This window comes from Pseudomonas sp. GW460-12-10-14-TSB1 (assembly GCF_017349775.1).
Classification (GTDB): Bacteria; Pseudomonadota; Gammaproteobacteria; order Pseudomonadales; family Pseudomonadaceae; genus Aquipseudomonas; species Aquipseudomonas piscium.
Genome location: NZ_JACNAC010000042.1, coordinates 41,683 through 61,486, shown reverse-complemented (window position 1 = coordinate 61,486; position 19,804 = coordinate 41,683). Strand labels below are relative to the sequence as shown.

Annotated in this window: 17 protein-coding genes; 5 read left to right on the top strand and 12 right to left on the bottom strand. The window is 62.1% G+C overall.

Annotated elements, in window-relative coordinates; translation table 11 throughout:
• Positions 1-580, bottom strand: a 580-nt coding sequence (locus tag J4D52_RS21855; protein ID WP_258537818.1) for a lyase family protein, incomplete at its 3' end; no start/stop codon positions are given.
• A gap of 305 nt (positions 581-885) precedes the next feature.
• Between J4D52_RS21855 and J4D52_RS21850 the strand changes: the two genes are divergently transcribed.
• Positions 886-1,851: a LysR family transcriptional regulator gene (locus J4D52_RS21850; RefSeq protein WP_025808961.1), complete on the top strand. Its 966-nt coding sequence runs from the start codon at positions 886-888 to the stop codon at positions 1,849-1,851.
• Positions 1,852-2,218: 367 nt separating this feature from the next.
• Here the strand turns inward: J4D52_RS21850 and J4D52_RS21845 are convergent, their stop codons facing one another.
• From J4D52_RS21845 to arnB, 10 genes are read right to left on the bottom strand one after another with little or no spacing between them, the layout of a single operon-like run.
• Positions 2,219-2,752 carry a GNAT family N-acetyltransferase gene (locus tag J4D52_RS21845; RefSeq protein ID WP_025808960.1) on the bottom strand — a complete coding sequence of 178 codons (534 nt, stop codon included), beginning with the start codon at positions 2,750-2,752 and terminating at the stop codon, positions 2,219-2,221.
• Positions 2,753-2,793: 41 nt separating this feature from the next.
• On the bottom strand, positions 2,794-4,413 hold the full coding sequence (locus J4D52_RS21840) for a glycosyltransferase family 39 protein (protein WP_102677601.1): 1,620 nt from the start codon (positions 4,411-4,413) through the stop codon (positions 2,794-2,796).
• Positions 4,414-5,787: a UDP-glucose/GDP-mannose dehydrogenase family protein gene (locus tag J4D52_RS21835; RefSeq protein WP_009048971.1), complete on the bottom strand. Its 1,374-nt coding sequence runs from the start codon at positions 5,785-5,787 to the stop codon at positions 4,414-4,416.
• Positions 5,784-6,197, bottom strand: coding sequence for a 4-amino-4-deoxy-L-arabinose-phosphoundecaprenol flippase subunit ArnF (gene arnF / locus J4D52_RS21830; protein WP_102677602.1), 414 nt, complete (start codon positions 6,195-6,197; stop codon positions 5,784-5,786). Before arnF ends, J4D52_RS21835 begins: the two co-directional genes overlap by 4 nt.
• Positions 6,194-6,538 carry a 4-amino-4-deoxy-L-arabinose-phosphoundecaprenol flippase subunit ArnE gene (gene arnE / locus J4D52_RS21825; RefSeq protein ID WP_025808957.1) on the bottom strand — a complete coding sequence of 115 codons (345 nt, stop codon included), beginning with the start codon at positions 6,536-6,538 and terminating at the stop codon, positions 6,194-6,196. The genes arnF and arnE overlap by 4 nt, the downstream gene beginning before the upstream one ends.
• Positions 6,535-8,181 (bottom strand): lipid IV(A) 4-amino-4-deoxy-L-arabinosyltransferase, encoded by a 1,647-nt coding sequence (gene arnT, locus J4D52_RS21820; RefSeq protein WP_102677603.1) that lies wholly within the window; start codon positions 8,179-8,181, stop codon positions 6,535-6,537. The genes arnE and arnT overlap by 4 nt, the downstream gene beginning before the upstream one ends.
• Positions 8,178-9,062 carry a 4-deoxy-4-formamido-L-arabinose-phosphoundecaprenol deformylase gene (gene arnD / locus J4D52_RS21815; RefSeq protein WP_025808955.1) on the bottom strand — a complete coding sequence of 295 codons (885 nt, stop codon included), beginning with the start codon at positions 9,060-9,062 and terminating at the stop codon, positions 8,178-8,180. Before arnD ends, arnT begins: the two co-directional genes overlap by 4 nt.
• Positions 9,062-11,068: a bifunctional UDP-4-amino-4-deoxy-L-arabinose formyltransferase/UDP-glucuronic acid oxidase ArnA gene (arnA, locus tag J4D52_RS21810; protein WP_102677604.1), complete on the bottom strand. Its 2,007-nt coding sequence runs from the start codon at positions 11,066-11,068 to the stop codon at positions 9,062-9,064. The genes arnD and arnA overlap by 1 nt, the downstream gene beginning before the upstream one ends.
• On the bottom strand, positions 11,065-12,084 hold the full coding sequence (gene arnC, locus J4D52_RS21805) for an undecaprenyl-phosphate 4-deoxy-4-formamido-L-arabinose transferase (RefSeq protein WP_102677605.1): 1,020 nt from the start codon (positions 12,082-12,084) through the stop codon (positions 11,065-11,067). Before arnC ends, arnA begins: the two co-directional genes overlap by 4 nt.
• The gene (arnB, locus tag J4D52_RS21800; protein ID WP_102677606.1) at positions 12,081-13,229 is read right to left on the bottom strand and encodes a UDP-4-amino-4-deoxy-L-arabinose aminotransferase; all 1,149 of its coding nucleotides are present in this window, start codon (positions 13,227-13,229) and stop codon (positions 12,081-12,083) included. Before arnB ends, arnC begins: the two co-directional genes overlap by 4 nt.
• A gap of 757 nt (positions 13,230-13,986) precedes the next feature.
• Between arnB and J4D52_RS21795 the strand changes: the two genes are divergently transcribed.
• Positions 13,987-14,769, top strand: a complete 783-nt coding sequence (locus J4D52_RS21795; protein ID WP_063430698.1) for an ABC transporter substrate-binding protein — start codon at positions 13,987-13,989, stop codon at positions 14,767-14,769.
• Positions 14,770-14,834: 65 nt separating this feature from the next.
• Here J4D52_RS21795 and J4D52_RS21790 read toward each other — a convergent pair whose 3' ends face one another.
• A complete protein-coding gene (locus J4D52_RS21790; RefSeq protein WP_256581568.1) occupies positions 14,835-15,878 on the bottom strand; it encodes a hypothetical protein in 1,044 nt (347 codons plus the stop codon).
• Positions 15,879-16,212: 334 nt separating this feature from the next.
• Between J4D52_RS21790 and J4D52_RS21785 the strand changes: the two genes are divergently transcribed.
• Genes J4D52_RS21785 through J4D52_RS21775 form a run of 3 tightly spaced genes read left to right on the top strand, consistent with a single transcriptional unit; the run spans position 16,213 to position 19,764 of the window.
• Positions 16,213-17,136 carry an ABC transporter ATP-binding protein gene (locus J4D52_RS21785; RefSeq protein ID WP_025808949.1) on the top strand — a complete coding sequence of 308 codons (924 nt, stop codon included), beginning with the start codon at positions 16,213-16,215 and terminating at the stop codon, positions 17,134-17,136.
• Positions 17,133-17,867 (top strand): ABC transporter permease subunit, encoded by a 735-nt coding sequence (locus J4D52_RS21780; protein ID WP_025808948.1) that lies wholly within the window; start codon positions 17,133-17,135, stop codon positions 17,865-17,867. The genes J4D52_RS21785 and J4D52_RS21780 overlap by 4 nt, the downstream gene beginning before the upstream one ends.
• 10 nt (positions 17,868-17,877) lie before the next feature.
• The gene (locus tag J4D52_RS21775) at positions 17,878-19,764 is read left to right on the top strand and encodes a Gldg family protein (protein ID WP_102677608.1); all 1,887 of its coding nucleotides are present in this window, start codon (positions 17,878-17,880) and stop codon (positions 19,762-19,764) included.
• Positions 19,765-19,804: the final 40 nt, after the last annotated feature.

Sequence of the window (19,804 nt, the reverse complement as noted above, 5' to 3'; positions counted from 1 at the left end):
TGCGGGCATCCCAGTCCACCAGCCGCTGCACGTCGCGCAGCATCGACTGGGCGTGGGCCAGCAGGTGGTGGGCGAAGACGATCGGCTGGGCCTGTTGCAGGTGGGTGAAGCCCGGGCAGATGCTGTCCACATGCTGTTCGGCCTGTTCCACCAGCGCCTGCTGCAGGTCCAGCACCTGCACCGCCAGGGTGCGGACATGGTCGCGCAGGAACAGGCGCAGGTCGTTGGCGGTCTGGTCGTTGCGCGAGCGGCCGGCGCGCAGCTTGCCGCCGAGGGCGCCAAGACGTTCGGTGAGCAGGCGCTCGATGAAGGTGTGCACGTCCTCGTCGTCCAGGGTCGGGCTCACCCGGCCGGCGCGGAAGTCTTCGCCAATGCGTTCCAGGGCCTCGAGCATGGTGCGGGTTTCCTGCTCGTCCAGCAGGCCGGCGCGTTGCAGTTCCCGGGCGTGGGCCTTGGAGCCGGCGAGGTCGTAAGGGGTCAGGCGGAAGTAGCGCTCGGGGCAACGCGACAGGGCGGCCAGGGCCTCGGACGGGCCGCTTTTGAAACGGGCGCCCCAGAGGCGGTCGGTAGGCTGGTTCATTGTTTTTTTCCTCGTCGATAACGCGAATTGAATTCGGTACAGCCGACCGGAAGGACACCCTGACAACCCGCGAAAGGGCATCGGAAAGTCTTCGGGTCAGGCAGGTTTCAAGAGGGCAGTAGCAAGTGGCGAGAACTGATCGAAGTGTCAGTTTTTAATTGCGTTGAATCAGCGAGTTGCAGCTGGTCCAGGGAATACTTTGATGGTTGCCAAGCCTTGTTTTCTGTGTTCATTATTATTTGTCGGCTGTGTTTTTGTTGTGCAGCAAAGCCTGTTGAATATGCCGCCCGAGGTCAATAAGCATTATGGAAACCCCACTTTCCAATTCTGGAAACCCACCGATTAAAACCGCCCACAGAGCACCGCTGGCACTCAGCGGACTGGACTTCAAACTGCTCAAGGTATTCAAGGCGGTGGTCGAGGCGGGCGGCTTCAGCGCTGCGCAGAACGAGCTGAACGTGGGCCTTGCGGCCATCAGCAAACAGATCTCCGACCTGGAGATCCGCATCGGCATGCGCCTGTGCACCCGGGGCCGGGAGGGGTTTTGCCTGACCGAGGAAGGCAGCCTGGTGTATCAGGCATCGATTGATCTATTTGCCTCGGTTGACAACTTTCGTGATCGGCTTAGTTGCGCGCAGAATGAAATAATTGGCGATCTTGGAGTGGGGGTTATTGATAATACGATCACCGATGTCAATTCACCGTTAGTTGCTGCCTTGCAGCGTATAAATATTGAATCTCCGAAAGTAAGGTTCAGACTTTACGCTTCGCAACTGGATGAAGTGGAACGGGGCGTGGTGGAGGGGCGCTTAGTTGCCGGAATAGTGCCGGTCTATCAAAAGCGTGAAGAGTTCGACTATTTCAAGTTATATGACGAAGAGTCCGCGGCTTATTGCGCCGAAGGGCATCCGTTGTTCAGCGTGGCCGATAGCGCAATCGACGCCGAGACGCTCAAGCAGCATGAGTTCATCAACCACCGCTATGCGATCCATCAGGAGAAGAGCCACTTCGCCGTGTACGACAGCTTTTCGGCGGCGGCCTCCCAGGTGGAAGCCGTGGCCATACTGATCAAGACCGGGCGTTTCCTCGGGTTTCTGCCCCGGCACTATGCCGCGGCGCTGGTAGAGCGCGGCGAAATGCGCGCGCTGCTTCCAGACCTGGTGCACTACAGCACGCCTTTCAGCCTGATCCTGCGTCACAACACGGTGCGCAGCCCTTTGGTGAAAGCCTTCGCCCAGGCGCTGGGAGTGGATCTCAAGAGTAATGGCTGACACTACCCAAGTTCTCGGACCGGGGATTAGGGGGTTGTTGCTGAAGTCGCTGCGGAAAGTGCAGCGGTCGATCAGGCGAGGCGCCTGAAACGGGTGGCCGATATATCCTGCGTAATGGCATTTTCAGCCCAGGACTACTGTCCTTTAGATTCCCGCACGGTTATCCGCATGAAGTAACCGGTGAGTACAAGACATGCCATTGGCGGTCCCGCCCGCAAGCCATTTTAAATAACGCGGAGTGGCAGTCTTAGATGCCTGGAAACACCCCCGAACACCCCTCTATAGGAACGAAGCGTGCCCGCGATAAAGCCGGCATATTCAACATCGATATGGCCTGCCAGACCGCCATCGCGAGCAAGCTTCGCTCCTACGATGGGCTTGGTTCAGCAGGCAACGTCAGGCGCATGGCGCAGCGCCGGGTCGCTGGCAGGCCGTGGCGGGCCTCCTCGGCCAGCACCTGTTGCAGGCGCGGCCCCAGTTGCTCGGCGTCCAGGGTGACGAAGCCGAAGCGCTGGTAGAAGGGTTCATTCCACGGCAGCTGGCGAAAGGTGCTCAGGGTCAGGGCGCTGAAACCCCGTTGGCGTGCCTGTTCGCACACCCTCTCCAGCAGGCGGCGGCCAATGCCGCGCCCCTGGGAGTTGCTGGCGACCGAGATTTCCCAGATATGCAGTGCATCGGCGAAGGTCTCGGCGTCGAGGAAGGCACACACCTGCTGGTCGAGCACGGCCACCCAGACCCGCTGCTGGCGGATATGGGCCAGGTGATGCATAGCATCGGGCACCTCGGCGTCGGCCAGCCAGGCCAGTTCGGGGTCGCGGCGAAACAGTGCGGCGGCGCTGCGTTCGATGGCGGGGAGCAGAATGGCATCGGCCTCTATGGCCAGGCGGATTTGCAGAGTCATGGAGCGCGAGTGTAAGGAGCCAGGGGGCGGTGGGGCAACCTTCAGGGTTGGGTGGTGCCGGGCAGGTGCAGCATGACGTAGTCATTCTTGTCGAAGCGCCCGCTGAGCACCGGGGCCAATCGCGCCAGGGGCGTTGCCTTGAGTGTCGCCAGCTCGCCTTGATCCATGATCACCCAGGCCGGGCCCGGGATGGCCGCAAGGGCCTCGGGGCGTTCGGTGAACAGCGGCTGCAGGTCCTGGTCGAGGTTGACCATGAACTTGATCGCCTTGGCGTCCTTGCCCATATGGTGCAGCACCACCGGGGCCGGGTCCTGTTCGATCAGCTTCCAGGCGGCCATGCTGAAGGTGCGGGTGTCGTAGAGCTGCCGGGCCAACGGTTCGAACCCAAGGATATAGGCACTCCAGACGGCCAGCACGGCGCCCAGGGCCAGGCCGCCGGTACGCCAGCGCGGCATGCGCAACAGGCCCAGCGCCGCCAGTTGCAAAACGCCGAGCAGCACCAGCAGAGGGCTCAAGCCGGTCAAGGGTTCGGCAAAGCGTCGTTGCGCCACCAGCAAGGCCGCTATCAGCAACCCCGGTGTCAGCAGCCACAGGCCCTGGATGCCCTGGCGCAGCCAGGCCAGGCCGCGACCCTGGACGTTGTGGAAGGGATAAGCCGCGACGATCGCCAGCATGGGCAACATCGGCAGCAGGTAGCGGGCTTTTTTCGCCTGGGGAATCGACAGGCCGATCAACACCAGCAGAGCCGCGGCGCTGCACAGCACCAGCAGTCTGCGCGCGGGGTCCTGCTGTTCGCGGGGGCCGAGCCACACCGCCAGCCAGGTCAGGATCGCCAATGGGTAGGCCAGGGCATAGTTGCCCAGGGAGCTGCTGAAGTAATACAACACGCCGCTGCTGCCTTCGCTGCCGTCCATGCGCCCGGTGAACTGCATACGGATCACCTCCTGCATAAAGGCCGGGCCGCCGCTCAGTCGGGCCAGCCACAGCAACAGCGCCACGCACGCCAGCAGCAGGAGCAGGGCGCTGCCACCGAAGATAAGCATGCGTCGCCACTGGCCTTCGAGCAGGTAATAGCTGCACAGCATGCCGCAGGGAATCACCAGGCCGATCGGCCCGCGAATGGCGAACCCTGCGACTAGCAACGCGAGGATCAGCCACAGGCGCCGCGGCGCGGCAAAGTGATCATGGGCATAGCCCAGGTAGAACACCGCCAGGGCGATGGCGGCGAGCATCAGGTCGAGGGAGACGGCGCGGGTTTCGGTGATGAAGGTGCTGCTGAGCAACAACAGGGCGATGCTGGTCAAGGCCCAGGTTTTCGAACAGGGCGCCAGCAGGCGGTACATGAAGTTGACGATCAGCGCCCCGGCGATGGCCGTGGGCAGCCAGGCCGCGAGGGTGGTGACCCGGCCGCAGGCCAGGGCGAACAGGTCGATCAGCAGGGTCGAGGCGCTGGAATAGTCAGCGTAGAGTTGGCCATAGGTGGTGGGAAAGAAGCCCGGCCCATGGCGCAGCATCTCCTTGGCGAACAGTACGAAGCGCGAATCGAAGCCGATCACCGTCACCTGTCCGGCGCCGGCACAGAACAGCAGCAGGGCCAGCAGCCCCAGCCCCCAGGCTTGCCAATGCAGGGTGCTGGAAGGAGCGGTGCCGGCCCTGGGCATTCAGGCCTTGGCCCTGGCGTCGGCCCATTGCCGGTGAGGAATCGGCAGCTGGCGCGACTCGCCGCGGCCGATCGGGAAGTAGGTGAAGCCGCCACGGGCCAGGCGCTCGGCGTCGTACAGGTTGCGCCCGTCGAAGATCACCGGGGCCTTGAGGCGCTGTTGCAGCAGTTGGAAGTCCGGCGCCTTGAACTGCTGCCACTCGGTGCAGATGATCAGTGCGTCGGCGTCGTTGAGCACCGATTCCGGGGTGCCCATCAGCATCAGCTTCGGTTCGTCGGGGTACAGGCGCTGGGTTTCCTGCATGGCTTCCGGGTCGAAGGCGCGCACATTGGCGCCGGCGGCCCACAGCGACTCCAGCAGCACCCGGCTGGGGGCATCGCGCATGTCGTCGGTGTTGGGTTTGAAGGCCAGGCCCCAGAGGGCGAAGGTCTTGCCTTTCAGGTCGCCCTGGTAGAAGGCGTTGATGCGCTCGAACAGCTTGTGTTTCTGCCGCTCGTTGATGGCTTCCACCGCTTGCAAAAGGTCACTGGAGCAATGGGCCTGCTCGGCGCTGTGGATCAGTGCGCGCATGTCCTTGGGGAAACACGAGCCGCCATAACCGCAGCCCGGGTAGATGAAGTGGTAGCCGATGCGCGAGTCGGCGCCGATGCCCAGGCGCACCGACTCGATGTCGGCCCCCAGGTGTTCGGCCAGCTCGGCGATCTGGTTGATGAAGCTGATCTTGGTCGCCAGCATGCAGTTGGCGGCGTACTTGGTCAGCTCGGCGCTGCGCAGGTCCATGAACATGATGCGGTCATGGTTGCGGTTGAACGGTGCGTACAGGTCGCGCATCACGTCGCGGACTTCCTCGCGCTCGCAACCGACGATGATCCGGTCCGGGCGGCGGCAATCGGAAACCGCCGAGCCTTCCTTGAGGAATTCCGGGTTGGAGACGATATCGAACTGCAGGGCGCGCCCGTCCAGGGCCTTTTCGATGTGCGCTTTCAAGGTGTCGCCAGTGCCCACCGGCACCGTGGATTTCTCCACCAGGATCACCGGCTTCTCGCGGTGCCGGGCCACGGCGTCGCCCACCGACAGCACATAACGCAGGTCGGCCGAGCCGTCCTCGCTGGACGGCGTGCCGACCGCGATAAACAGCACCTGGCCATGCTGCACCGCGAGTTTTTCGTCGCTGGTGAAGCTCAAGCGTTTGCTTTCCAGGTTGTCGCGCACCAGGCTCGACAGTCCGGGCTCGAAGATACTGACGTGCCCCTGTTGCAGCTGCTGGACCTTGTGTTCGTCAATGTCCATGCAAATGACATCGTGGCCGACTTCGGCCAGCACGGCGGCCTGCACGAGGCCGACGTAACCACTTCCAAATACGCTGATTTTCATGGGGTATTCCTGGGACTTGTCGCGGGAGCAGGTCGTGAGTTGATGGTAATGACGCCGAGGATGACCAAGGCCACCCCCAGGGTTTTCGAGAGACTGAACGGCTCGTTGAACAGCGGCAGCGCGGCGGCCAGCAGGTAGACCAGGGCGTAGCTGATGCTGAGCAGGGAATAGGCCCGGCCCAGCGGCAGGTCGCGCAGGGCCAGCAGCCAGCAGAGCATCGACAGGACATAGGCGAGGATCGCCGCCAGCACCACGCCCAGCGCCAGCAGGTCGACCTGGCCGCCAGGCAGCACCGCCAGCCAGTCCGCCGGTGCCGGCAGGCGGGTCATGCTCCAGCGCATGCCCAACTGCGCGGCGCTGACCAGCAGCACGCTGCCCATGGCGAAGGTGAAGCCCAGAGCCCGGCTCATGCGTGGCGACTCAACAGCAGCACGCCAGCGAGCACCAGCGCCACGCCTAGCCAGTGGCGGCGGTCGATGGCTTCATGGAACACGAAGCGGGCGATCAGGGTGATCAGCACGAAGTTCAGGCTGAGCATCGGGTAGGCGATGCCGACTTCGACCCGCTGCAGCACCAGCAGCCATACCAGCAAGCCCAGGCCGAGGCTGGCCAGGGCCAGCCACAGCCAGGGCGAGCGCAGTTTGGCGAGCACGCCCGAAGACTGGCCGCGCCAGCTTTCCACGGCGAACTTCTGGGCGATCTGGCCCAGGCAGGTCAGCAGGCAGGCGACGAGCAGCAGCAACAGGCTCATGGTTGGCTCTGGGGGAAGATCAGGATCACGAGATTGCCCTGGTCATAACGTTTGAAATCCTGCGGCAACAGATCGATCTCGTAGTGTTCATCTCCATTGATGCGCATCACCACGCCCACCTGGCCTTGCTTGCGTGCCTCAGGCATCCATTCGCCGACCTTACGCAGGTCGATATAGCGATGCTGGGTGTCAGGATAGGCCAGGCCATATTTCACTTCGCCTGTCGTGTTGTACAAGGCGATATCCGGGCGCTTGAGGCGCCAGGCCAGGGCCGAGGCGGCGCCCAGGTCGTTGCTCACCAGGGTGTGGCTCTGGGCGAGTTCCTCGGCGTGATCGATGATGAATTGATCCGGTGTCTTGTTGTAGACCACGGAGTTCGGCAGGCCGGCGGGCAGCAGGGCGATGAACAGCCAGCTGCCGAGCACTGGCGCGGCCCACAGTTGCAGCGGGCGGAAGGCCGGCAGCAGGTTGCTCATGTTCCAGCCAAGCAGGGCCAGGAACACCAGCACCAGATGCCCGGGCTCGTTGCTGTACAGCGGCTTCTTCAGCTGGAAATACACCAGCGCCAACAGCAGCAACAGGCCCAGCACCAGGTTGAGCACAGCGTTGAGGCGGATGATCCGGGTCTGCCCGGCCTGCAGGCGGTCGCTCAGGCTATTGCCCATCAGCAGCGCCAGGGGCAGCAGGCATGGCAGGATATAGGCTGGCAGCTTGCCCTTGCTCAGGCTGAAGAACGCCAGGGGCAGGATCAGCCACAGCAGCAGGAAACCGATGCTCGCCTGGCGCCGGGTCTGCCAGGCCTGCTTCAAGGCGCCCGGCAGCACCAGGACCCAGGGCATGCTGTAGGCCACCAGCAACGGCAGGTAGTACCACCATGGCGAGGCGTGCTGGGCGTCGTCACCGGCAAAACGACGGATGTGTTCATGCCAGAAGAAGAAGCGCCAGTAATCCGCTTCCTGGGCATGCACCGCCAGGGCCCACGGCAGGCTGACGACAATCGCCACCAGCACCGCTACGCCGCCGTAGATGAACAGCTCGCGCAGGCGTTTCTGCCAGGCCATGTAGGGCAGGGCGATCAGCACCGGCAGCAGCCAGGCAAGGAAACCCTTGGTCATGAAGCCCATGCCACAGGCGAAACCCAGGCCGGCCCAGGCCAGCAGGCGGCCGCGCAGCGTCTGGTTGTCCAGGGCGAACCACAGGGCCACCAGGCTCAGGTTGACCCAGAAGGTGAACTGCGGGTCGAGGTTGGCATAACCACCGGCGCCGACCACCACGCAGAAGCTCATGTACAGCAGGGCGCAGACCAGGCTCTTGCGCGGGTCGTTCCACAGCCGCCTGGCCATCAGGTAGGTGAGCAGCACGCTCAGGCCCATGCTCAGGGCCGAAGCCACCCGCACGCCGAACAGGTTCTGGCCGAACACCGCCTGGCCGAGGGCGATCATCCAGTAGCCGGCGGCCGGCTTCTCGAAATAACGGATGCCCATGAAATGCGGCGATGCCCAGTTGCCAGTCAGGAGCATTTCCTGGCTGATCTGCGCATAGCGGGTTTCATCGGGAATCCACAAACCGTGGGTGGCCATCGGCAGCAGGTAGAACAGGCCAAAGGCAAGCAGTAAAAGAGGCAGGGCCCAGCGTCTGGTCATGCGCCTTGCACCCCCAGCCAGCCTTCGCGACCTTCGAGGGCGCCACGAATGACCTGCCCCTGGGGCAGGCTCTGCAAGGACGCGGGCAACAGCTCGCCCAGGGTATTGAAATGAATGTCGCGCTGGCGGGCTTGCGCCAGTAGCTGACGAAAATCGTTGGCCATCAGAATCCCTTCGACCTCGGCGTGAATGGTGTAGACGTTGAGCCTTTCAGGGCTGAACCGGTCCAGGATGAATGTGTTGAAGTCATGAGCCGCAACGGTCGGCCCGACCACTTCGTCGAAGGTCGGCAGGTCGACCGGAATCTGCGGGGCGCCCAGGCCGCCGTCCGCCAGCCGTGGCTGGAAGATCGAGGTACCGCGGCAATCGCTGTTGTAGCGAAAGCCGAAGCCCTGCTTGGCCTCGATCACCGACTCGTCGGCGCGCCAGCCGGCGGCTGCCGAGCAGTCGACGCGCTGGCCGAGAATGTCATTGAGGGTGTCGACGCCCTGGCGGATCTGCTCGATCAACTGCGCCTGGTTCCAGCGCCCGGCATTGGCCTGCCAGCCGTGGTGATCCCAGGCGTGCAGGCCGACTTCATGGCCGGCGTCCCGGGCCCGGCGCATCAGGTGCCCGAGGTCGCGGCCAATCGGCTTGCCCGGCCAGGCGGTACCCGCCAGCAGGATGTCCCAACCATAAAGGCCGGCGGCGTTGGAACGCAGCATCTTCCACAAGAATTGCGGACGGATCAGGCGCCACAGGTGGCGCCCCATGTTGTCCGGGCCGACGCTGAAGAAGAAGGTCGCCTTGATACCCGCCTCATCGAGCAGTTCCAGCAACCGCGGCACCCCCTCACGGGTGCCGCGATAGGTGTCGACATCGATTCGCAGACCTGCCTGCATCAACATGCTTCTTCTTTAGAGTGCTCCGCGATTTCGAGCATGGCTTCGCGCAGGAAGAAGTCCAGCGTGTTGCCGATGGTTTGCTTCATCTCGACGCTCGGCTCCCAGTTCAGCAGGCGCTTGGCGTTGGCGATGCTCGGTTTGCGGTGTTCCACGTCCTGGTAACCGGCGCCGTAGAAGGACTTGCTCTCGACGTCGCGGAAGCCGGCGAACGGTGGGAAGTTGCCACGCAGCGGGTGGGCTTCGAACTGACGCAGCAGCTCTTCGCCCAGCTGGCGGATGCTGGCTTCGTTGTCCGGGTTGCCGATGTTGATGATCTGGCCGTTGCACGCATCGTTTTCGTTGTCGACGATGCGCGCCAGGGCCTCGATGCCGTCGGCGATATCGGTGAAGCAGCGTTTCTGCTCGCCGCCATCGAACAGGCGGATCGGCGTGCCTTCCACCAGGTTCAGGATCAGTTGGGTGATGGCCCGGGAGCTGCCGATGCGCGCCGAGTCCAGGCGGTCCAGGCGCGGGCCCATCCAGTTGAATGGACGGAACAGGGTGAAGTTCAGGCCCTTGCTGCCGTAGGCCCAGATCACCCGGTCCAGCAACTGCTTGGACACCGAGTAGATCCAGCGCTGCTTGTTGATCGGGCCGACGATCAGGTTGGAGCTGTCTTCGTCGAAGTTCTGGTCCTGGCACATGCCGTAGACCTCGGAGGTCGACGGGAAGATCACGCGCTTGTTGTATTTGACGCAGTAGCGGACCAGCTTGAGGTTCTCTTCGAAGTCCAGTTCGAACACGCGCAGCGGGTTGCGGGTGTATTCGATCGGGGTGGCGATGGCCACCAGCGGCAGGACCACGTCGCACTTCTTGATGTGGTACTCGATCCACTCGGAGTGAATGCTGATGTCGCCTTCGACGAAGTGGAAGCGCGGATGGCTGCGCAAGCGCTCGATGGCGTCGGAGCCGATATCCAGGCCGTAGACCTCGTACTTGTCGTCACGCAGCAGGCGCTCGGACAGATGGTTGCCGATGAAACCGTTGACACCAAGGATCAGTACCCGGGTGCGTCGCGGCGCACGGCCGGATTCGGCGCCGCGCAGCAGCGAGCCATCCACCAGGCCCAGCTCGTTGGCCAGTTGCGGGCCGCTCAGGTACAGACCGTTGTCGTTGCGCTGGCCGGCGTTGATCAGCAGCGAGTCTTCGCCGCAGGCAATACGCAGCGGATCGATGCTGATCACCCGGCCCGGGGCCTGGCCTTCGTTGCCCTTGACCACCTCGGCGCTCCAGACGATCAGCTTGTGCTCGCCCACGGCGCAGAATGCGCCCGGGTAAGGCTTGGTCACGGCGCGCACCAGGTTGAACAGCTGTTCGGCCGGCTTGCTCCACAGCAGCTTGCCGTCGGCTGCTGTGCGGCGACCGAAGTAGCTGGCCCTGGATTCGTCCTGGGCGGTTTCGCTGACCTTGCCTTGCGCCAGGGCGGGCAGGATGTCGCGCAGCAGGCTGGCGGCGGCATCGCGCAGCTTGCCGTGCAGGCTCAGCGCGGTATCGCTGCGCTCGATGGCCACCCGTTGCTGGGCAATGATCGCGCCGGCATCCGGGCGCTTGACCATGCGGTGCAGGGTCACGCCGGTTTCGCTTTCGCCGTTGACCAGCACCCAGTTGGCCGGCGCGCGCCCGCGGTAGCTCGGCAGCAGCGAACCGTGCAGGTTGAACGCGCCCTTGCTGGCGGTGGCCAACAGCGCTTCGCTGAGCAGGTTGCGATAGTAGAAAGAGAAAATGTAGTCGGGCTTCAACTTGGCGATGCGCTCGACCCACAGCGGATGGTTGGCGTCTTCCGGGGCATGCACCGGGATGCCCTTGAGCGAGCACAGCTGGGCAACGGAGCCGTAGAAGGTGTTTTCCTTCGGATCGTCGGCATGGGTGAAGACCGCGCCGATTTCATAACCCGCGTTGAGCAGGGCTTCGATGCCGGCGCAGCCGATATCGTGGTAGGCGAAGACAACAGCTTTATGACTCATGGCGAAACCTGATCGGAGAGAGTGGAAGTTAGACCGTCGACCGTGACAGCGGGAGCAGGGGCGGCAGGCTGGCTGCGCAGAACTTTTTCAATGAAGAAGCGCGGACGGGCGCGCACATCGCTGTACATGCGACCCAGGTATTCGCCCAACAGGCCCATGCCGATGAACTGGCCACCGGTGAACACGAACAGGATGGCGAATAGCACGAACATACCGTCGCCGGCCCATTCGGCACCGAACACCAGGCGCAGGAAGATCAGCATCAGGGCGAACAGCACGCCGAGGCCGGCCATGCTGAAACCGATGATGCTCAACAGGCGCAGCGGCGTGGTGGTCATGCAGGTGATCAGGTCGAACATCAGGTTGATCAGGCGCATCGGGCTGTACTTGGAATCGCCGTGTTCACGCTCGGCGTGGTTGACCTGCACTTCGGTGGTGTGGCGGGCGAAGCTGTTGGCCAGGATCGGAATGAAGGTGCTGCGTTCGCGGCAGGCGAGCATCGCGTCGACCACGCTGCGGCGGTAGGCGCGCAGCATGCAGCCGTAGTCGTTCATGGCCACGCCAGTGGAGCGTTTCACGGCCAGGTTGATCAGCTTCGACGGCCAGCGGCGCCAGGCGGAATCCTGGCGGTTGTTGCGCACCGTGCCGACCACGTCGTAGCCCAGCTCGGCCTGGGCCACCAGGCGCGGGATTTCTTCCGGCGGGTTCTGCAGGTCGGCGTCCAGGGTGATGACCACGTCGCCGCGGCACTGCTCGAAACCGGCCATGATCGCCGCATGCTGGCCGTAGTTGCGGTTGAGGATCACCGCCACCACCGGGCTGCCTTCGCGGCCGGCGGCTTCCTCGAGGATCTGTGCCGATTCGTCGCGGCTGCCGTCGTCCACCAGGACGATCTCGAAATCGTGCTTGAGCTGTCGGCAGGCCGCTTCAGTGCGCCGCAGCAGTTCGGGCAGGCTCTCTTCTTCGTTGTAGACCGGAATGACGATCGACACGAACTGGATTGGATAAGGTTTCAAAGGTTTCGGTCCAGACAGGTTTTGATGGCGCCGACGACCCGCTCGACATCGTCGAGGGTCATGTCGGGGAACAGCGGAATCGAGCACAGGCGTGCCGAGTTCCACTCGGTATTGGGCAGCCGCACATCCGGGAAGCGCTGGCGGTAATAGCTGTGCAGGTGAGTGGCGACGAAGTGGATGCCGCTGCCGATGTTCTGCTCCTGCAAGGCTTTCATGAAGCCGTCGCGATCGATGCCGCAACGCTCGGCGTCGATGCGCAGGATGAACAGGTGCCAGGCATGTTGCTGCGGATACGAGGGCAGGTGCAGCGGTTGCACCGGCAGGTCGCGCAGTTGCTCCAGGTAGGCGTTGGCCAGGAGCTCGCGCTGGCGATTGATTGCGTCCAGGCGCTGCAACTGCACCAGGGCAATGGCGGCATTGATATCCGCCAGGTTGTATTTGAAGCCGGGCTCGATCACCTCGGCCTGTGGCTTGCGCCCGTGGGTCAGGCGGTCATAGGCGTCGACCCCCAGGCCATGAAACTTGAGCATGCGCACCCGGTTGGCCAGGGCCTCGTCATCGCTGACGAACATCGCGCCTTCGGCGCAGGTCATGTTCTTGATCGCATGGAAGGAAAAGATCGCCGTGCCCCGGGCGCCAATGGCGCGGCCACGATAGGTAGTGCCGGCGGCGTGGGCGGCGTCTTCGATCACCGCGATGCCGTGTTTGTCGGCCAGGGCGTAGAGCGGATCGAGGTCGAAGGCGGCGCCGGCGTAATGCACCGGGATGATCGCCTTGGTCCGTGGCGTGATCGCCGCTTCGACGGTGGCGGCATCGGTCATCAGGGTGTGCGGATTGACATCGACGAAGACCGGCGTCGCCCCCAGCAGGCAGATCATGTTGGCCGTGGAAACCCAGGTCTGCGAGGGGGTGATCACCTCATCGCCGGGGCCGATGCCCAGCGCCAGCAGGGTAATGTGCATGCCGCCGGTGGCCGACGACAGCGCCACCGCGTGCTTGCAGCCGACCCGCGCGGCAAATTGCTGCTCAAGCTCCTGGTTTTTCGGTCCGGTGGTGATCCAGCCAGAACGTAGAACCTGCTCGACCGCAGCAATCTCTTCATCGCCAATACTCGGGCGCGAGAAAGGAAGGAAAGCCTGGTTCATTGAGACCTCGGGGAAAAAGGATTTTCAGCAATCGAAAGGAGAAAAAGCGCCTGTGCTACAGCTGGGAGTATTCAAAAAAGGCGTTTTTGGTTCGGTCATTGAAGCGCGTCCATAAGTGAGGTCGTTGTGGTCGTCCATGCCTGATTGCAGTAAAGACCATGCAGGGTAAAAGTAAAGCCAGATCAGTGTGTTAGCTTTTGTTTCAATCAGATGACCGGGCTGACTCCCTGCGCCTATGAATGGATTCAGGTTAAGCGGAAAAATGTGAAACGAACATGAAAAAAAGGCCAACGGAGCGTTTATCTTTCACCTAGACAGCCAGTGTTCAGACTTCGCCACTAGTTGATCGGGAAAACCCTCGTTACAGCATCCCCAAGGTGTTTTTTTCGCGGATAACAGGGGTGAAAGTCGCTTGGCCGAGAGAGGTTCTTTTACCTTTGCAGGCGCCACTGTTTTCAAACACCACATGAACTAAGGAGCATCCGTTTGCACATCACCGACCCGTGGACGCTCTATCTTGCTGCCTTGACACCTTCGGGGCGCCGACCGATACGACCTTTGACAGGGCCGTGGCGTTCCCGTCGTATACTCCGTCGGGCTTGTAGCGGCGCTCGATCGCTTGCCTGAAGTCAAACGGCACTCTTGTCGGCAGAGTCCGGGGGAGGGAAGGCGCCGGCAATAACACTGCTCTACCATTCACCGTTGAATAACCACCGGCCACTCAATAACGAATAGAAGCCAACAAGAGGCTCGTTGTGTGATTGACAGAACACCAGCCAAAGGCGTTTCTCTTTTCAGCCTGTTGTTACTGCCGCTATTGCTGGGAAGGGTTCCTGTGCTCGAGGCACACGAGTCTCTCGAGTTGCTGATGCCGGACGCGCCACCCCTGACCATGGTCAACCAGGGCGAGCGTCACGGCATAGTCGGCGATGTTGTTTTGCGGGCACTGAAAAAAGCCGGATATGCCAGCGAACTGAGAACCCTGCCGTGGGCGCGGGCGCAGAAATATGCCCTCGAAAAGGACAGCGTCCTGCTCGCGCCGCTCAGCCGGACACCCGAACGGGAAGATCGCTACACCTGGATTGCCCCGATCATGCAGATGGACAGGGCATTTTTCAGTCTCGAGCATAAAGTGGCGACCTTCGACGAAGCCCGGCAGCGCTTCAAGACCATCGCCGTGGGGCTGGGCAGTGCCCAGGAAGAAATCCTGCGCAGCAAAGGCTTCGCCCCGGAGCAGATCTATCCCATCAAGATCGGCGAGAACCCCGCGCAATTGCTGTTGAAGGGCAGGGTGGACGCCTGGTTCAACGGGGTTCAGGAAAGCCGGTATATCTGGCAGCGCGTCTCCAGCCGGCCGCTGTTGATGAGCCCGCCTATGGTGAGTCATGAGCTTTACCTGGCCTGTTCCAAAGTGTGCGACGCCGAAGTGGTGACCGATGTTGCGAAAGCCATAGAGGCCATGCGCCGTGACGGTTATATCGAGAAAGTCAAAGACCGCTATCTGAATAACGACCCGTTGGATAAAACAGGTAGTTTGTAATTGAGTCGCTTCAGGTTTTACCGGCCTTGGTAATAGCCCAAGTTTGCCCGGCGACCAAGGCAAGTTCATTCGGAGAGCACATCCTCATTGAGTTGAATGATCTCGTTGAGGTTTTTCAGGGTGTTGTTGAAGTTGTCCTTGGCATGCTTGAGCTTCCTGAATTGGTCCGCCAGCTCCCTGGTTTTTTGCTGCAATGTTTCTTCACGTTTATCCAGTTCGCCCTGACGGGCTTCTTGTTGCGCACGTATAGTGCTGTCGGATTGCCGATCCTGATCAAGTTGCCGTTGCAGTTGCTCTAACTGCTCTTCCTTCTGTTCGAGCAGGCGCTCTTTCTCCTGCAATTGAGACGCTCTGGAGTCCAGGGTTTGCTGTTGCGCCTGGCTTTGCTGTTTCTGTTGCTTGAGCCGGTTGGCGATGCTGGAAAATTCCATCAGGCTCGCCTCGACATCCTGCAGGAAGTGCTCGGGGTCGGTGCCCGGGAAAGGCCAGTCTTCATCCTGGGGTTCGGTCGGAGGCTGCTGCTCGGCTGGCATCGGCAGGGAGCCGGCATCGGAGTAGCGGATTTCGGTCGTGGGCGCTTCTGGCTGGGGGCTTTGCGTTTCGGAGTTGCCCGCCGTCTCGGTGGATTCGTGGCGTTCTTGTTCGGCGCTTTCGCCCGCCTGCTCGTCGAGCTGCGCCAGGGCGGCGTCGAGTTGCTGGTCATCGATGGCGGTGGGCGAATGTTCGATCGCCGAGCCGAATTGAGCCGAAGCCTGGAAGCTCAGCAGCTTGGCGATCCACTCCTTCTTGGTGCTCAACAGACGATGGTCCGCCGCCGCGGCGGCGGGCAACTGTTGTTTGTTCAGGTCCAGCAGATGGTAGGGCACATCGCTTTCACGCTGTTCGCCGGTGGCGGCCTCGCGCAGGATCTGGCTGAACACGCGAATCGCCAGCTGCCCATCCTCGTCCGAGTCCAGGGCGCCCAGGCAGTAAGTGCCCCCTTCGTTGAATAACAAGGCGATATAGACGCGTAGATTATCCTCATCAAGGCTTTCGTTGAGGCTATAGGCGAGAAAGTTTCGACCTGCTTCCGGAACAGAAAAACTGCAGAGCAAAGCCGCCGTCAGCATTTGCTGCTCTTTGTTTTCAATGAAGATAGTGCGTAAGAGCATGTGTCACCCAGTAAACTCAAGTAAAAATATGAGCGCTAGGATACTAGGAAATAACGTCAGTCGGCTTTAGGAACAATGCTGTCGCTATTTAGGATAAATCTTATATTTCTATTGAATACTCTTATTCATATGGCTTTATATCCGCATTAAAAATATCAGCGTGTATTGTATTGCGCCCATTCCGGCACAACACAGCTATTGATCCTGTTGCAACTACCCAATCTCAACCTCTTCTGAATATGAATGGCCTTTGGCTGTTTACCTCAGACTTCTCTTGCTGAACCTGGAAGCCATGATTGAAATATCCAAACTAACCAAGTCTTTTTCCGGACAGGTCGCGGTCGACGATCTGTCCTGTCATATCGGCCCGGGAGAAGTACTGGGGATTCTCGGGCCAAACGGTGCAGGCAAATCCACCACGATGAAAATGCTCACCGGCTTTCTGGCGCCGACCTCCGGCACCGCGAGCATCCTGGGGTTCGATATCCGCACCCAGACCCGCCACGCTCAGCGGCAGATGGGTTACCTGCCGGAAGGCGCGCCCAGCTACAGCGACATGGCGGTACAGGGTTTTCTCGAGTTCATTGCCAGTGTTCGCGGCTATCGCGGCGCGCAGAAGCGCGAACGGGTGGACCGGGTGATCGACCTGCTGGAACTGGGCGACGTCCGCCGCCAGACCATCGAGACCCTGTCCAAGGGCTTCACCCGCCGGGTCGGCCTGGGCCAGGCGATCCTCCACGATCCGCGGGTGCTGATTCTCGACGAACCCACCGACGGGCTCGACCCCAACCAGAAACAACTGGTTCGCCAACTGATCCAGGACCTGGGCCAGGACAAGATCGTGATCATCTCGACCCATATCCTCGAAGAAGTCTCGGCCGTCTGTAACCGCGCCCTGATCATCAGCAATGGCCGCTTGCTGGCTGACAGCACGCCGTATGAGCTGGAGCGCAGTTCCCGCTATCGCCAGGCGGTGACCTTGCAGGCCGACGAACCGCTGGACCTGCTGGCCCTGGTGGTCTTGCCGGGCGTGGCAGGCGTCGAGCAGAACCCGGCCGAGGGCAGCCTGACGCTGCTGGCGCGGCCTGGCGAGGTGATTTTCCCTCAGGTCAACGCGTTGGTGACTGCGCGTGGCTGGAAGATGAAGCGCCTGGAGCTGGAGCAGGGCCGTCTCGACGAAGTGTTCCAGACCCTGACCCGGGGAGAATCGGCATGAGACAGCTACCGGTGATTTTCAAACGCGAGCTGGGCAGTTATTTCGCCACGCCGCTGGCCTTCGTGTTCATCGAGATCTTCCTGGTGCTCTCGGGCGTCTTCACCTTCTACCTGGGCAGTTTCTACGAGCGCAACCAGGCAGACCTGGCGCCGTTCTTCGACGTCCATCCCTGGCTTTATCTGTTCCTGCTGCCGGCCCTGGCCATGCGCCTGTGGTCGGAGGAGCGCAAGTCCGGCAGCATCGAACTGCTGATGACCCTGCCGGTGAGCTGTTTCGAAGCGGTGGTCGGCAAGTTCCTCGCCGCCTGGGTCGTCGCCGGCATCACTCTGTTGCTGACCCTGCCCATGGTGCTGACTGTGAATTACCTGGGCAACCCGGACAACGGCGTGATCCTGACCGGCTACCTGGGCAGTTGGTTGCTCGCCGGCACCTACCTGGCGATCGGTTCCTGCATGTCGGCCATGGCCAAGAGCCAGGTGATCGCCCTGATCCTCGCCTTCCTGGTGTGTTTCCTGTTCGTCGCCTGCGGTTTCTCCCTGGTGCTGGATGCACTCAACCCCTGGGCGCCGCAATGGCTGTTGGACTTGCTGGCCTCGCTGAGCCTGCTGACCCATTTCGGCACGATCAGCAAAGGGCTGATCGACCTGCGCGATCCGCTGTATTTCCTCAGCGTGATCGTCGCCTGGCTGATGGCCACGGTGGTGACGGTCAACCTGAAGAAAGCCGAGTGAGGACGATTCGATGAAACGCATGCTGTATTCCACTTCCGGCCTGTTGCTGATTGCCTTGCTGTTCCTGGCCTTCAACCTGGCGACCGGGCTACTGCTCACGGGCGTCCGGCTCGACCTGACCCAGAACAAGCTCTATTCCATCAGCGCCGGTACCCGGCAGATTCTCGCGGAGCTGAAACAACCGCTCGACCTGTATTTCTACTTTTCCGACAGTGGCTCGAAGGAGCTGGTGCCGATGCGTGGCTATGCCCAGCGAGTCCAGGAACTGCTCAAGGTTTATGAGCGCGAGGCTGACGGCAAGATCCGCCTGCATGTCATCGACCCGCTGCCGTTTTCCGCGGAAGAGGACAAGGCCAGCGAGTTCGGCCTGCAAGCCGTACCGCTGGGGCAGGGCGGGGCGCCGGTGTATTTCGGCCTGGCCGGTACCGATGAGCAGAACAACGCCCAGACGATCGAGTTTTTTGCGCCGGACCAGGAAGAGTTTCTCGAGTACGACATCAGCCGCTTGCTGCAAGCCCTGGCCAACCCCAAGCGCCCGACCCTGGGCCTGCTGACCAGCCTGCCGGCCAACGGTGGCTTCGATATCCGCACGCAGAGCAAGACCGAGCCGTGGATGCTGATCCAGGAGCTGCGCCGGGAGTTCGATCTGCAACAGCTCAAGCCCGATACCCAGGACATCCCGAAAGACGTCGACATCTTGATGTTGCTGCACCCGAAAAAACTCTCGCAGCCGACCCTGTACGCCATCGACCAGTTCGTGCTGCGCGGCGGCAAGCTGCTGGCCTTCGTCGACCCCTACAGCGAGCAGGACTCAGGCGAGGAGTACTTCGGCATCCAGAGCAAGGACAAATCCTCCAATCTCGAGCCGTTGTTCAAGGCCTGGGGCATCCATATGCAGCCGGGCAAGGTCCTGGGGGACAACCTCTATGCCTTGCTGGAGAGTGCCGAGGAGGATGGGCGTCCGACGCCGCGGCCGTTCACCCTGGGTGTGCCGCAAGCCGCGCTGAGCCAACAGGACCCGAGTACTGCCGGGCTGGAGTTTATCGCCCTGACCACCGCTGGCATCCTCGAGCCGGTGGCCGGCGCCAGCACGCGCTTTACCCCGCTGATGTACAGCTCCGACTCGGCCAAGGCCTTCGAGGCGGACCGTTTCGACAAGCCCGTCGACCGCAAACAATTGGTGCGCGACCAGGAGCAGCCGAGTCAGCGTTACGTTATCGCCGCCCGGGTGCAGGGTCCGGTACAGAGCGCCTTTGCCGACGGCATCGAGGGGCGCAAGGACGGCCTCAAGGAAGCGCAGCAGGTCAACCTGGTGGTGGTGGCCGATACGGACCTGTTGAGCGACCGGATGTGGCTGGAAATGCAGGACATCAACGGGCGCCCGGCAACGCGGCCCTGGGCCGACAACGCCTCCTTCGTGCTCAATACCCTGGACAACCTCTCTGGCTCGGACGCCCTGAACAGCCTGCGCTCGCGCGGCCCCTACAGCCGTCCGTTCGTGGTGGTGGAGCAATTGCGCCGCCAGGCCGAAGCCAGCTTCCGGGCCAAACGCTTCGCCCTCGAGGAAAGTCTTGAGGAAACCGAAGGCAAGCTGCAGCAATTGCAAGGCTCCTCGGACAAGGGCGAGACCCTCAGCGCCGAACAGCAGGCGACGGTGCGTCAGTTCATGCAGGAGAAAACCCGCATTCGCAAGGAGCTGCGCGAGGTGCAATACCAGCTGAACGCCGATATCGATGAGCTTGGAAGGACCTTGAAGATGCTCAACATCGCCCTGGTTCCGCTGCTGTTGAGCCTGGGCATGCTGCTGGTCTGGGCCGTGCGTTACCTGCGTCGGACCAGGACCCTGTCACGCAAGTCCGTGCCGGTCGGCAAGGTCGCCGGTTCGCGGCGGACGTAAGTGACCTGGGCCCGATCTGCCTTCGCACGGCAGGTCGGGC